This window comes from Actinomyces naeslundii (genome assembly GCF_001956585.1).
Classification (GTDB): Bacteria; Actinomycetota; Actinomycetes; order Actinomycetales; family Actinomycetaceae; genus Actinomyces; species Actinomyces naeslundii.
On the sequence record NZ_MSRR01000016.1, the window covers coordinates 1 to 14,197 of the forward strand.

General features: G+C 63.6%; 8 protein-coding genes. 6 read left to right on the forward strand and 2 right to left on the reverse strand.

Annotation, left to right across the window (positions count from 1 at the left end; translation table 11 throughout):
* Positions 1–432: 432 nt before the first annotated feature.
* Positions 433–2,400 carry a hypothetical protein gene (locus BKH33_RS13670; RefSeq protein ID WP_143229062.1) on the forward strand — a complete coding sequence of 656 codons (1,968 nt, stop codon included), beginning with the start codon at positions 433–435 and terminating at the stop codon, positions 2,398–2,400.
* Between the two features lie 205 nt (positions 2,401–2,605).
* Here BKH33_RS13670 and BKH33_RS13430 read toward each other — a convergent pair whose 3' ends face one another.
* Together BKH33_RS13430 and BKH33_RS08115 are read right to left on the reverse strand one after the other, a co-directional pair.
* Positions 2,606–4,282, reverse strand: a complete 1,677-nt coding sequence (locus tag BKH33_RS13430; protein ID WP_081395427.1) for a pentapeptide repeat-containing protein — start codon at positions 4,280–4,282, stop codon at positions 2,606–2,608.
* On the reverse strand, positions 4,279–5,889 hold the full coding sequence (locus BKH33_RS08115; protein ID WP_003784016.1) for an AlbA family DNA-binding domain-containing protein: 1,611 nt from the start codon (positions 5,887–5,889) through the stop codon (positions 4,279–4,281). The genes BKH33_RS13430 and BKH33_RS08115 overlap by 4 nt, the downstream gene beginning before the upstream one ends.
* A gap of 255 nt (positions 5,890–6,144) precedes the next feature.
* On the opposite strand from BKH33_RS08115, the gene BKH33_RS08120 reads away from it, so the two are divergent.
* From BKH33_RS08120 to BKH33_RS08140, 5 genes are all read left to right on the forward strand, one after another.
* On the forward strand, positions 6,145–7,368 hold the full coding sequence (locus BKH33_RS08120) for a PhoH family protein (protein ID WP_373692702.1): 1,224 nt from the start codon (positions 6,145–6,147) through the stop codon (positions 7,366–7,368).
* Positions 7,358–7,816 carry an rRNA maturation RNase YbeY gene (ybeY, locus tag BKH33_RS08125; protein WP_003784018.1) on the forward strand — a complete coding sequence of 153 codons (459 nt, stop codon included), beginning with the start codon at positions 7,358–7,360 and terminating at the stop codon, positions 7,814–7,816. The genes BKH33_RS08120 and ybeY overlap by 11 nt, the downstream gene beginning before the upstream one ends.
* A gap of 7 nt (positions 7,817–7,823) precedes the next feature.
* On the forward strand, positions 7,824–9,110 hold the full coding sequence (locus BKH33_RS08130) for a hemolysin family protein (RefSeq protein WP_003784012.1): 1,287 nt from the start codon (positions 7,824–7,826) through the stop codon (positions 9,108–9,110).
* Positions 9,103–10,371: a GTPase Era gene (era, locus tag BKH33_RS08135; protein ID WP_003783991.1), complete on the forward strand. Its 1,269-nt coding sequence runs from the start codon at positions 9,103–9,105 to the stop codon at positions 10,369–10,371. The genes BKH33_RS08130 and era overlap by 8 nt, the downstream gene beginning before the upstream one ends.
* A 198-nt stretch (positions 10,372–10,569) precedes the next feature.
* Entirely contained in the window at positions 10,570–14,136 is a 3,567-nt protein-coding gene (locus BKH33_RS08140) for a bifunctional proline dehydrogenase/L-glutamate gamma-semialdehyde dehydrogenase (protein ID WP_076142688.1), read from the forward strand.
* Positions 14,137–14,197: the final 61 nt, after the last annotated feature.

Here is a 14,197-nt window from a genome sequence, read left to right on the forward strand (position 1 = left end):
CCCGCCGTACCGTCCTGCGCTACAAGGCCGACCACCCCTGGACCAGCCTTCGGCTTGACGGCTTCGGGCACCTCTAGGCCCTACCGGCTCCGTAGACACACGGCTCCTGCCTCCTGTCCACCACGCCCCTGAAGGAAGAACCCTCTGGCCCCCGGAAAGGCCCGACCACCGCGAGGCGACACGCGGCAAGCCGTCACACCCAACCGGCATAATCTCACCCACGACACCGGCAACGACGCCGCCAAACCCCACTCAACCAACCAATGAAAGTTAGGATCGAGATGCACGACATGTCAAAGCGCATTCTAGGGGAAGCAACGCTGTCAACAACTTACCTTATAATTAAATGATTGTAAATGGGGCGGATACATTCCAAGGGTGGCTGTAGCCAACAACGGGGCGTAACATCTTCCTGCACCATTATCTGCTCCAATGAAGGACACCGCCATGCTCGGCTATCGCAGCAGTTTCTCTGTAGAACTAGATCCGCAGCTCGGTTTGGATCGTGAGAAGGCCGTCGATGTGCTCCTCGGTGAAGGGTTCGCCTGGATGCGGAGTCAGAAGGGGGTTAAAAGCGTTGAAGATCTGGAACCGCTTCATGAGCAGAGGTTTCCGGGAGGTGATCGGGCAATTTATACCCGCAGCCGAACGGGTGCAGGAGTTGACTACGCCAAACTAATTTACTTTGATGCGCCGAGAGGTGACGAGCAATGGGTTACCTCACTGCTCGTCGGTTTTGATTTCACTGATGACCGAGCTAAGCCCACAGTCGCCATCGAGATCGACTCACCGCCAGATCCGAAAAATGAAGGAAAACCGCACTGGACTGCGAGACCTAAGCTCGTTCAGCGTGTCCTCGAGGCATACTCCTGTAGTGAGCACGGCTTAGTTATGGGGGCTAAACCTGCATATCTACGCGGAGGTGAGGGAGTAAATTCCTTGATCGAGGGGATGGCTGATTCTCGTAGGCGTTCCCTTGTCATTATCTGTGCTGAGGATGGCACGGTTGATCCTACGTACTGGCAAAAAATTATGACTGAGTTAACGGTGCAGACGATTGGGCAAGCATCCGTATATGTGCTCGATAAGACGTCCACTGAAGAATTCAATGCCAGTGTGTCGAACGGACATCAAATCTCTCCATACTCCCCAAGAACTTTCAGGCCGCCGATTGACCCTACAGACCCTCAAGATGGGTTGAGGCACCGTGTGCTGTCTGCGCAAAGACTTATACAATCTACCGCTCCTTACCTTAGTCGCATGTATGGTCGCCTCTGTCGAGAACACGCCAATACTCAGCCTATCGGAAAATTTTTGCGGCGTCTCGATGCAGTGACTGCGCGAGAACTTGATCGTGCAACTCACCCGGGAAACAACGCTGTCGAGCTTCCCGCGGCCCCTGTAACGCCTGGATCCGAAACTATTGTGTTACAAACCATTCCCATTGGAGAGCAGGCTAAAGTAACCTCGATTGAAAAACGAAATCATGTTCGGAATGAACTCCAAGATTCTGTTACGGAAACAGTCAACGGTGAGCAACTAGTTGACTTGCTTAACGAAAATGCTGAACTGCGGGCTGAACGAGATCGGCTTCAAGCTGCGGACGCACTGCTAAGGGAATCGCTGCAACGCGCTAACTCGTCAATCCAAAGACTTGAACAAACCATCGACGACAACATTGTCGATCATAATGAAATAGTTCAAGAAATGGAGTCTCGACACAAAGAAGAAATAGAGAACCAACAATTTGAATGGCTAATTAAGGATGAGGAGGCTCGAACTTCCTCGGATAAGGTCCGTTCACTCACCTACCAATTAGATGAAGCTCGTCGGTTGCTGATCGAGAATGGTATAGATGTCAGTAGTTCCCGTGGCGCTCCAGAATGCCGTTACGTGCAGGAACTGGGACAGTGGGAAGAGATTGAATTGTTCGGTAAAGACAAATTTCCGAACTTGGTATTTACTTGTGACTGGAAGAAGATGATGTATATCGCAGAACGGGACGAGAGCGGCGCCTGGTTATCTCAGACTTGGCAAAGCCTTGCCATGCTCGATGACTATTGTGAATTCCGTCGATCAGAAAAAGGAAGTAGATTTATTGGTGGATTACGTGAGTATCTTGAAGGTGGTTATGGTGGGGCATGGGCTATATCGTCCGGTCGCTATCGCTCTAATGAATCAGACATTGTAAAGGGTTCTAGGAAGTACTCTGCAGAGCGCATTTTTAATGTGCCAAAGGAGGTGGATCCTTCGGGAAAAGCAGTAATGTACTCTCATATTGTTATCCAAACGAAGGGTACGGTGAGTCCTCGAATCTACTTTCGAGACTGTGTTCAGCAACTTGGTAAGATCGTTATTGGATACATTGGCAAGCATCCGCGTAATACTTTGACAAACTAATGGAGACATTTTGGGAGTTTGGTCGCCCCTACTGGGAAGGTCAACGAGGTCTGTACTGTTCCACGTGGGGAGTTTTTGGCTGCGTCCTGGCTTCCGGGACTGCGATGTGCGCCTCCTCCTGGCTCCGTTAGTACCAAGCGCTAGGAGGTCTCCAGTGTGGTCGTCCCCATCGACGAGTTGAGGCGTGCTCGTAACTGTTCTCTTCTCAGCTTCCGTTCTTCGGGAAATTGTCGGTAGGAGGTATCTCATCTCGCTGAACCTGCTCGTCGACGGGAATTTCGTAATGCCGATTACTTGATGGTGCTGGATTGTCTATGATGTCGAAAGTGATCCACTTTGCTCCTTCAGGGAGTCCTTCGTTGTTCACTTTTATGCTTTCGGGAAAAAATAAACTTACGTCTGGGCTAGGATTGAAGTTGGCATTCAGGAAATGATCGACTTCATTGTGCTTAGAGTTACTTTCTAGTTTGGTTTCCCAAAAATCAACGTCGTTTAAGAAAAAAGATCCCATAAAATTTGCGCCACGAGGAAACGTGGCTCTCCTAAAACTGACACTGTACTTGAATGTGACTTTATGAAATATAGATTCATGTGCGAATGTGACGCCCCACATAGAAGTGTCGCCATTGAAGGTAACGCCAGTGAAATTACTGCGCTGCTTAAAGATGGTTCCCGTAAAGTCGGTAGAATTATTAAATTCTGCATTTGAAAATATGGTGTCGTGCACAAAAATGGCGCCCAAAAAAAGGACACCATGTTTGAATTTTGCGTATTCTAAAATAGTTTCTCCACCAAATGTAACGCCTGTAAAATCGGCAAACTGACGAAAGGTTGCCCTCTTTAAATTAACATACCCTGGAAAGGTGACACCTCTAAATTGAATTTCTTTCTCACAATTAATGGCTTCGAAAGTGACGTTGGCTGTGAATGTGGCGAGGGTGAAAGAGATTTTATTTTCAAATGTGGATCCATCGAAGTAAACGTCCGAAAAACGAGTACCGGTGAAGTTGACTTTCTTTTTAAGTGTCGCATCACTAAAAATTGCCTGTCGATCAAATCTAACATTACCAAAGTTGACGCCTTGAGTAAAAATAGAATTTATGAAAATTGCGCAATTTGCGAAAACGGAATCCTGAAAAGAAATATGTCCTGCGAATTTGATGTCTTGCACATTAAATGCTCCAATGTGTGATCCTGTAAATTGAATCGATTCTGTTAGGGTGGCTCCATGAAGATTGAGGGTGCAGTGACTCCATGGGCCAGGGCTGGCGTTCTCTTTGGTGTCATTCTCGGAAACCGTTTTGAGATGGCTGTCCAGTACCGAGAGAATCGTAGATTCGACGGCTCCGTCTGCGCTGAGGGGCTGGTCATAGTTAGGGGTTCCATCGTCGTTGGTAGCGTACCGCGTGTCTCCGTTTGCGTCCTTGAGAAGTCGGTCGGTACGCAGGTATCCGCAGAGAATATCGACGACACGTTGATGGTAGGGGCCCTCGTAGGTGTCGGCCACGTCAGCCAGTGCGTAAACTCCAGCGATGCGCACCTGTGGTGAGGCGTCGCCCAGCTGCTGGACTGCACGAACAAGCTTTTCATCTGCCTCCCCGCGCTCAAGCGCTGCGCGTTCACGGTACTTGATGACTAGGTAGCCAACGGCGCCGACGCCGCCCAAAGCCGTCAAAGTGACTTTGATGCGTTCCAAAGGATCGTGGGTCGCGCCAATGTGCCATCCTGCGAGAATGCGGCTCCATCCGTGTCCATATCCCCATATTGCGCTCAGTAGTGTGTAGGCAATGATGGCTATAATGATCCAGGAGACAATAGCGCAGAACAACCCATTTTTGCGACGCCATGACGCGAACTGTCTCCATCGGAGATTGATGCTCATTTGACGTCTCCGGAGAGTCTGTGGAGATAGGTGCGTCCGGCGTCGGTGATTCGGTAGCGCTGAAGGCGGCTCGTGGGCTTGTCGGGGATCGTTCGTTCGACGAGTCCGGCCTCGATCAACGGTTCGACATGGCGCTGGAATGCGCGCGTCTGGTTCGTAATGCCCAGCGCGTTCATGATCTCTGCCCTGCTTGCTGTCGCTGTCTCCATCTGATGGAGAACAGTCAACTCGTCCGGCGTCAGAGCGGTAGTCGGTGTGCTTGGCACTCCGTCTTGGTGCTCCGACTTAGTGCCTCGACTTAGTGCCTTGGTGTCCTGACTTAGTGCCTCGACTTGGTGCCTTGGTGCTCCGTCTTGGTGCTCCGACTTAGTGCCTCGACTTAGTGACTGGCTACTCCGACTTGGTGACTTAGTGCTTCGACTTGGTGACTCACCGTGTTCTCCGGCATCGGCAGGGTTGTGGCTGAGCACGTGGATCGTGACCCGCACGCGGTCGATGACCTCCTCGATGGTGGGCTCGGGCAAGCCGGCCTGGGCCACCTGCTCGAAGACGCGCTGGATGCCCGTACCCCACTGCTCCATGATCCCGGCTTCGCGGAAGATGCGCGCCAGTGCGGGGTTACGCAGTCGGGACACCCGCCGCATGGTGTCGACGGTCATGCCGGGGAGGAGTAGCCCGGGGCTGTCGATCTGGATCCGGTCGTCGTAGAAACCGATGCGGATCGGGGTACTGCTCTCGGCGTAGGAGGCGTGAACGAGGGCGTTGACGATGACCTCGCGGATCGGCTCGATGGGGATGGAGTAGACATCGCGGCGGCGCACTTCTCCGAAGACGGCGGTCTTGTAAGCGTGCTTCAGCAGGAACTCCACGGCCTGGTCAACGGCCAACGGCATCGGTCCGTGGATCTCAACCTGGTCGAAGATGTCCGTGCCCTGGGGGCCGCGCAACCGGCCGCACTGAACCCAGGCGGAGGGCAGGAAACGCGTGGGGTCGGGGCACGCAGCGAGAATCCCTGCGTAGGCCGGAATGATCTGATCGCCTTGTCTCACTGCAAGACCGAGTGCCAGCAGATCATCCGTGTCGGTGGTGCGGCCGCGCAGCTCGGCCAGAGCGCTCAGATCCAGGTCAGTCAGGGTGGCGCGTGGCTCGGGCAGGTTCTCAAAAGCGATGCCGTGAGCGTTGCGTTCGAGCTCGGCGACCAGCGCCGGATCGGCCTGGCGAGTGGAGGAACCGAGACGCACGTAGACGCCCGCTTCTGGCCCCAGCCGAGTGATGTAGTGGGGGCGTCGGGTGCTCAGAGGAACATCGACGACGAGAACAGTATTGCCGCCGAGCGTGACAAGGTCGATGGCGGGAACCAGCTGGGGCGAGATCCAGTCATCGATGAGACTGGCGACGCGCTCCTCCTCGGCGAGTGGGTCCTCAACACCGACCACGGTGCCATCATCCGCGATCCCGATGACGAGGCGACCACCCGCGGAGTTCGCGAAGGCCGTGATGGTGCGCAGTGGCCCGGTGGGTGAGCTGAGATCCCGCTTGAGCTCCAGAGTCTTGCCTTCGCGGTCTACGAGTCGGCCGTCATTTCCAAGGGTGAGGTAGTCAGTCATACGAATCCTCGAAAGACATTACTGGTGCGGGTACCGCCCGCGATTCGGGGCCCTGGGCCGACTGCAACAACACTAGCCGATCCGAGATGGAGAGTCGGGATCAGATGTGACGTACCGGAAGAATGTTGAGAGGCCCAGCAGGTCCGGATGACGATTAGGACGTCATGATGTGGCTGCAGAGTGCGCGAGAGTGCGCGCGGCCCAGGGTGACGTGCCCTCGGCGTCTCTGGGGCCAATCATCTAGGATCGACAGTGATGACGACACCGCCCACCGCAGCAGCCGGTTCGCCGGCGATGACCTCCTCAACCGCCAGCTCCTCAATCCCGGCAGGTTCCGCAGCCCCGACCGTCTCATCAGTCAACTCGGCCACCACTCATCCGGAGTCCACCGCCCCCGACTCCACCGTGGTCCGCACCCTCACCCTGCCCGAGGACGTCGCCCCGGTGACCCTCCTGGGCGCCCGGGACGAGGTCCTGCGGGCCATCGAGAAGGGCTTCACCGACGTCGACATCCACGTGCGTGGCACCACCGTCACCGTCTCTGGCCCCGCCGCCCGCGTCGACACCGTCGTCGTCCTGCTCTCCGAGCTCATCGACGTCGCCCGTACCGGCACGCCCCTGACCGCGGACGCCGTCGAACGCGCCGTCGGCCTGCTGGAGACCTCCACCCGTCCCACCGAGGTCCTCACCGACGACATCCTCACCTCCCACGGCCGCACCATCCGCCCCAAGTCCCTCGGCCAGAAGGCCTACACCGACGCCATCGAGGAATCCACCATCACCTTCGGCATCGGCCCCGCCGGCACCGGCAAGACCTACCTGGCCATGGCCAAGGCCGTCGACGCCCTGGCCCGCAAGCGCGTCTCACGCATCATCCTCACCCGCCCCGCCGTCGAGGCCGGCGAGAACCTCGGCTTCCTGCCCGGCAGCCTCACCGACAAGATCGACCCCTACCTACGCCCCCTCTACGACGCCCTCCACGACATGCTCGAGCCCGAGGCCCTGCCCCGCCTCATGGCCGCCGGCACCATCGAGGTCGCGCCCCTGGCCTACATGCGCGGACGCACCCTTAACGACGCCTTCGTCATCCTCGACGAGGCCCAGAACACCAGCCCTGAGCAGATGAAGATGTTCCTCACCCGCCTCGGCTTCGGCTCGCGCATGGTTGTCACCGGAGACATCTCCCAGGTCGATCTGCCCGGCGGGCGCGAGTCCGGCCTCATCGTCGTGCGCAGGATCCTCGCCGGCGTCGAGGGCATCAGCTTCTGCGAGCTCGGGTCGGCCGACGTCGTGCGTCACCGCCTCGTGGGCCGCATCATCGAGGCCTACGCCCGCCACGACGCCGAGGTCGCCGCCCAGGACGCCGCCGCCCGACCCGCCGGACCGCCTGGCCGTAGCGGCCGCAACAGCCAGTACCGTCGGGGGAGCAGCAACCGCCCCGCCCGGCCTTACTCGGAGAGGAACCCGCATGACCACTGAGGTCATCAACGAGACCACCACCGTCATCGACGCCGCCGAGTTCGCGGACCTCGCCGACCACGTCCTGACCGCCATGCACGTCAGCCCCGCCGCTGAGCTCAACATCATGTTCATTGACCCCGAGCCCATGGAAGAGCTCCACGTGCGCTGGCTCGACCTGCCCGGCCCCACCGACGTCATGAGCTTCCCCATGGACGAGCTGCGCCCCGGCTCTGCCGACTCGCCCACCCCCGCCGGGACCCTGGGCGACATCGTCCTGTGTCCTCAGGTCGCCGCCAAGCAGGCCCTGGCCGCCGGGCACTCGGCGGCCGAGGAGATGCTCCTGCTCACCGTCCACGGCATCCTCCACCTCCTGGGCTACGACCACGCCGAGCCCGAGGAGAAGAAGGAGATGTTCGACCTCCAGCGCCGCCTCCTGCTGACCTTCCTGGCCGAGCGCGGCAAGTGAGACCCGCGTGACCGGTATCCCCACCGCCGCGCTCATCGCCTGCGCGGTCATCGTCCTGGCTCTGGGCGCCCTGCTCTCGGCCGGAGAGTCCGCCCTGCTGCGCTTCACCCGGGCCGCCGCCGACGACCTCGTCGAGGAGGGCCGCCGCGGCGCCGCCAGGGTCCGCCGCCTCGCCGAGCACCGCCCCCGCGTCCTGGGCGCTCTCAGCGTCGCCCGCGTCGCTGTCGACATGCTCGCCGCCGTCCTCATCACCCTGGCCGCCTCCGGGCTCGTGCGCGCCTGGTGGCAGGTCCTGGCCCTGGCCCTGCTGGCCAACATCATCCTGCTGGGAGTCGTCGTCGGCTTCTCCCCGCGCACCTACGGCCGGCGTAATCCTGCCGGCACCCTCCTGGCCCTGGGTGGTCTGCTCACCTGGGTCGACGTCCTGGGCGCCCCGCAGCGCCGCCTCCTCTCGCGCACCCGCCGTACCGAGGCCGCCCCCACCGACGCCGAGACCCGCGAGGCCGTCAACGAGGACCTGCGCGAGATGATCGACGAGATCGGCGAGACCGACACCATCGAGGACGAGGACCGTGAGATGATGCGCTCGGTCGTCGAGCTCGGCCAGACCCTCGTGCGCGAGGTCATGGTCCCACGCACCGACATGGTCACCATCGACGCCCACAAGCCCGCCTCCGCCGCCATGCGCCTGTTCATCCGCTCCGGCTACTCACGCGTGCCCGTCATCGGGGAGGACGCCGACGACGTGCGCGGCATCCTCTACCTCAAGGACGTCCTGCGCCGCCTGGCCGCCCACCCCGAGCACGAGGAGCTGGCCGTGGCCGGATTCGTCCGGGAGGCCGAGTACGTCCCCGAGATGAAACCCGCCGACGACCTCCTGCGCGAGATGCAGACCGGTCGCTTCCACATGGCCCTGGCCGTCGACGAGTACGGCGGCACCGCAGGCCTCGTCACCATGGAGGACCTCCTGGAGGAGGTCGTCGGCGAGCTCACCGACGAGCACGACCCCGAGCTGCCCGAGGTCGTCGAGGTCGCCCCCGGCACCTACCGCGTCCCCGCCCGGCTCGCTCTGGACGAGCTCGGCGAGCTCTTCGACCTTGAGATCGACGACGACGACGTCGACACCGCCGGCGGCCTGCTCACCAAGGCCATCGGCCGCGTCCCCCTGCCCGGAGCCGCCGGAGACACCCAGGGCGTCCACCTCCAGGCCGAGGAGGCCGCCGGCCGCCGCCGCCAGGTCTCCACCATTCTCGCCTCCCGCACACCCGCCCCCGAAGAGGACACCGATGACTGACACCGCAGACCGCTCCGACAACTCCGTCGAGCCCGCCCAGGACGACCAGCCCCAAGCCCCTGAGGAGGCAGCCCAGGCGCTCTCGACCGAGCCCCTCGAGATGCCCGAACCCGGCTCCGCCCCAGCCGGCTTCCGTTTTCCCTCCGACGCCGAGCTCATGGACGGCCCCAACCCCCTCACCGATCCTGACGATGAGGACGAGACCGGAGACGAGATCGACGATTCCGACGTCACGGCCCGGCTGGACGCAGACGGCTTCCCGATCCTGGGCGAGGAGGACGACGAGGATGAGGCCGCCGACTCTGCGGATTCGACCCGCGTCGAGATTGTCGTCCCCGACTTCCCCGAGGACTTCCGCGCCGGCTTCGCCTGCATCGTGGGCCGCCCCAATGCCGGCAAGTCCACCCTCACCAACGCCATGGTCGGCACCAAGATCGCCATTACCTCCGGGCGCCCCCAGACCACCCGCCACAACGTGCGCGGCGTCATCCACAAGGAGAAGGCGCAGATCGTCCTGGTCGACACCCCCGGCCTCCACCGTCCCCGCACCCTGCTGGGCAAGCGCCTCAACGACCTGGTGCGCGAGACCCTCACCGACGTCGACGTCGTCGTCTTCTGCATCCCCGCCAACGAGAAGATCGGCCCGGGCGACCGCTTCATCACCCGCGACCTCGCCGAGCTGCGCACCCCCGTGGTCGCCGTGGTCACCAAGGCCGACACCGTCACCCGCGAGGCCCTGGCCGCCCAGCTCCTGGCCGTCAGCGAGCTGGGGGAGTGGGCCGACATCGTCCCAGTCTCAGCCCAGCGCAACGAGCAGATCGACGTCCTGGAGGAGGTTCTGCTCAAGTACATGCCGCTGTCCCCTCCGCTGTATCCCACCGGCGAGATCACCGACGAGCCCCAGCAGGTCATGATCGCCGAGCTCGTGCGCGAGGCCGCCCTGGAGGGCGTGCGCGACGAGCTGCCCCACTCCCTGGCCGTCGTCGTCGACGAGATCGCCGACCCCGACGACGAGCGCGAGGTCGGCCGCATCAAGGGCGTCGGAGGCCGCCTCCAGGTACGTGTGAGCCTCGTCGTCGAACGCGACTCCCAGAAGGCCATCATCATCGGCAGGGGTGGACGGCGCCTCAAGGAAGTGGGCGTCAACGCCCGCAAGGGCATCGAGAAGCTGCTGGGGCGCAAGGTCTACCTCGACCTGCACGTGCGCACCGCCAAGGACTGGCAGTCCGACCCCAAGGCCCTGGCCCGCCTCGGTTTCTAGCCTCTCCTTCCCGATCCGATGAGGGCCGGGACAAGGCCCGGGAAGGGTACGGGGCCGGCGGGGCCGGCACTAGGGGATGCCTAGGACCAAGGTGTCTTGCGAAACGCCGGGGACTCGTGCAGCGAAACGGTCGCGCTTCAGGGGTGTTGTATCGCACACTATGTGTGTCTCACACAAGCCGAGCCTGGAGGCCCACGCATGACGAACAGTGTCGTTCCCAGCCAGCCCCGCACCAACGCAGGTAATGCAGGGCGCCGTTGCCCCGATGACCTGTGGGCGCTAGGGGAGAAGGCCGTCGCCCGAGCGCGCCGGTGGGCTGACGAGTCGGCATCCGAGCCGGTACCGCGCTCGGCCAAGCTGCTGTCCCGGATCCTCGCCGACCCCGACGGCCTGACCTTCACCACGCGCTTCGTCGACGACGTCGTGCGCCCCACGGACCTCGACGTCGCCGGTGACGCCCTCAAGCGCCTGTCCTCGGGCCGCACCGACTTCCTGCCTCCCGCCCTGGCCGGTGCCATGGGGCTGGGATCGGCCGCCTCCCGCCTCGCCCCGCGCACCGTGACCGCCGTGGCCCGGCGGGTCTTCCGTGAGATCGTCGGCGACCTCGTCGTCGACGCCACCGACAAGAGCCTCGGCCCGGCGCTCGCCCGCCTGCGCAAGGGCGGCAACCGCCTCAACGTCAATCTCCTGGGCGAGGCTGTCCTGGGGGAGAAGGAGGCCGCTCGGCGCCTGGCCGAGGTCTCCCGCCTGGTGACCCGCGAGGACGTCGACTACGTCTCGGTCAAGGTCTCCGCCGTGACGGGCCCGCACAACCCCTGGGGCTTCGATGAGGTCGTTGCCCACGGCGTCCAGGCCCTCCTGCCCCTCTACCGCCTGGCCCGCGACAACGGCACCTTCCTCAACCTGGACATGGAGGACTACAAGGACCTGGACCTGACGATCGCCGTCTTCACCGCGATCCTGGACCAGGAGGACATGTACGGCTACGAGGCCGGCATCGTCCTGCAGGCCTACCTGCCCGACTCCCTGGGTGCCATGCAGCGCCTCCAGGAGTGGGCCTCCCGCCGCGTGGCTGCGGGCGGCTCGCGCATCAAGGTCCGTGTCGTCAAGGGCGCCAACCTGTCCATGGAGAAGGTCGACGCCGAGATCCACGGCTGGGAGCTGACCACCTGGCCCTCCAAGCAGGCCACCGACACCAACTACAAGCGCATGCTCTCCTGGGCGATGACCCCGGAGCGCACCCGCGCGATCCGCCTGGGTGTGGCGGGCCAGAACCTGTTCGACATCGCCTTCGCCTACGAGCTGCGCGCCGCTCGCGGCGTCGAGGACGGCGTCGAGTTCGAGATGCTCTCCGGGATGGCCACCGGTCTGCAGGAGGTCGTGCGCCGAGACACCGGCCACCTGCTGCTCTACGTGCCCGTCGTCGACCCCCACGAGTTCGACGTCGCCATCTCCTACCTGGTGCGCCGCCTGGAGGAGAACGCGGCACCTGAGAACTTCATGTCCGGCGTCTTCGAGCTGGCCGCTGACGAGGCGGTCTTCGGCCGCGAGCGCGACCGCTTCCTGGCCGCTCTGTCCGACCTCGACCCGGACGCCCCGGTGCCCGAGCCCAACCGTCGCCAGGACCGCCTGGCCGAGCGGGACGCGGGTGTCCCGGAGGAGACCGGCACCCTGGAGGAGCGCTCCAGGAGGCCCTTCGTCTCCGAGCCGGACTCCGACCCTGCCCTGGCCGCCAACCGCCAGTGGGCCCGGGACATCGCCGCGGCCATCCCGGACTCCACGCGGGGCGTGGCCGAGGTGGAGGCCGGAGCCGCCCGCCTGGCCACGAACGCCGAGGTCGACGCCCTCGTGACCGCCACGGCCGAGGCCGCCGGCGTCTGGCAGTCCCTGGACCCGGCCGAGCGGGCCGCCGCCCTGCACCGGGTCGGCGACGTCCTGGCCGCCCGGCGCGCCGAGCTCATCGAGGTCGCCGGCTCCGAGGCCGGCAAGACCATCGACCAGTCCGACCCGGAGGTCAGCGAGGCCATCGACTTCTGCCACCACTACGCCGAGTCCTCCCTGCTGCTGCACGATGGTGAGCACATGGTCGGGGCCCGCTTCACCCCGGTGGACGTCACCGTGGTCGCCTCGCCCTGGAACTTCCCGTTGGCCATCCCCACCGGGGGCGTGGCCGCGGCTCTGGCGGCCGGCAGCGCCGTCATCCTCAAGCCCGCTCCGCCGGCCCGGCGCTGCGCGGCCGAGCTCGTGCGCGCCTTCCATGACGCTGGGATCCCCGAGGACCTCGTGGTGCTCGCCCCGCTGGAGGACGGCGACGTCTCACGCCACCTCGTGACCCACAAGGACGTCGACCGCGTGGTCCTCACCGGTTCCTACGACACCGCCCGCCTCTTCCGCTCCTGGAAGCCGGATATGCACCTGCTGGGGGAGACCAGTGGCAAGAACGCCATCATCGTCACCCCCTCGGCCGATCCCGACATCGCCGTGCGCGACGCCGTCTACTCGGCCTTCGCCCACGCCGGCCAGAAGTGCTCGGCCTCCTCGCTGCTGGTCCTGGTCTCCTCGGCCGGCACCTCCGAGCGCATCGCCCGCCAGCTCGTGGATGCGACCGCCTCCCTGCGGGTGCGCCTGCCGCTGTCCCTGGACTCCCAGATGGGGCCCGTCGTCGTGCCCGACGACGAGAAGGCCGTACGCGGCCTGACCACCCTGGGATCTGGCGAGCACTGGGTCCTCAAGCCCCGCTACCTCGGTGACGGCCTGTGGACCCCGGGCATCCGCGCCGGGGTCGTGCCCGGCAGCGAGTTCCACCTCACCGAGTACTTCGCCCCCGTTATCGGGGTGATGCGCGTGGACACGCTTCAGGAGGCCATCGAGGCGGTCAACGCCGTCGACTACGGGCTCACCTCCGGGATCCAGACCCTGGACGCCACCGAGCTGGCGATCTGGCTCGAGGGCGTTCAGGCAGGAAACCTCTACGTCAACCGCGGCATCACCGGGGCCATCGTGCGCCGCCAGCCCTTCGGCGGCTGGAAGCGCTCGGCCATCGGCTCCACCACCAAGGCGGGTGGTCCCTCCTACCTGCTGGGCCTCGGCGAGGTCGAGCCCGCCCGCGGTCAGGGTGGAAAGGTTGAGCAGGGAACCGCCGCCCTCGACCCGCGCGTGGCGAACCTGTGCGACGCCGTGAGCAGTCAGCTGGACGCCGCCGACCTGGCCGAGCTGCGCCGCGCCCTGGTGGCAGATGCCGCTGCCTGGCGGACCGCCTACGGTGCCAACCGTGACGTGACGGGCCTGGCCTGCGAGCGCAACATCCTGCGCTACCGGGAGGTCGACGTCGTCGTGCGCGCCGGGCAGGGCACCGCCCTGGCCGACGTCGTTCGCGTCATGGCGGCCGGGGTGCGTGCCGGCGGGTTCATCAGCCTGTCGGTCGCGGACCGTCTGCCCCAGCCGCTGCAGAACGCGTTACTGGCAGCCGGCGTCCAGGTGGCGGTCGAGGACCAGGGTGCCTGGGACGCCCGCCTGGCCGAGCTGGCGGCCTCCGGCGGGCTGGGTACGCGCGTGCGCGTCATCGGCCCGCGTGAGGAGACCTCGGCCGCCCGCTGGAGCCACGCCAGCCGGGTCACCGGTGGGAGCCCCGACATCGCCCTGTACACGGGCGCCGTGACGGCCTGCCCGCACTCCGAGCTGCTGCCCTTCCTGCGCGAGCAGGCGGTGGCCGTCACCAACCACCGTTTCGGCACCCCGCTGGACCTGGCTGAAGGCCTCCTGTAGGCCGGGCGATGCCGTAGCGTCCCGGCGGGACCGAGTGACAGGACCGATCATCCGGGTGGTG

Coding starts and splice junctions, on each gene's coding strand:
- BKH33_RS13670 (WP_143229062.1), top strand. CDS start 433: ATGAAGGACACCGCCATGCTCGGCTATCGCAGCAGTTTCTCTGTAGAA.
- BKH33_RS13430 (WP_081395427.1), bottom strand. CDS start 4,282: ATGAGCATCAATCTCCGATGGAGACAGTTCGCGTCATGGCGTCGCAAA.
- BKH33_RS08115 (WP_003784016.1), bottom strand. CDS start 5,889: ATGACTGACTACCTCACCCTTGGAAATGACGGCCGACTCGTAGACCGC.
- BKH33_RS08120 (WP_373692702.1), top strand. CDS start 6,145: ATGACGACACCGCCCACCGCAGCAGCCGGTTCGCCGGCGATGACCTCC.
- ybeY (WP_003784018.1), top strand. CDS start 7,358: ATGACCACTGAGGTCATCAACGAGACCACCACCGTCATCGACGCCGCC.
- era (WP_003783991.1), top strand. CDS start 9,103: ATGACTGACACCGCAGACCGCTCCGACAACTCCGTCGAGCCCGCCCAG.
- BKH33_RS08140 (WP_076142688.1), top strand. CDS start 10,570: ATGACGAACAGTGTCGTTCCCAGCCAGCCCCGCACCAACGCAGGTAAT.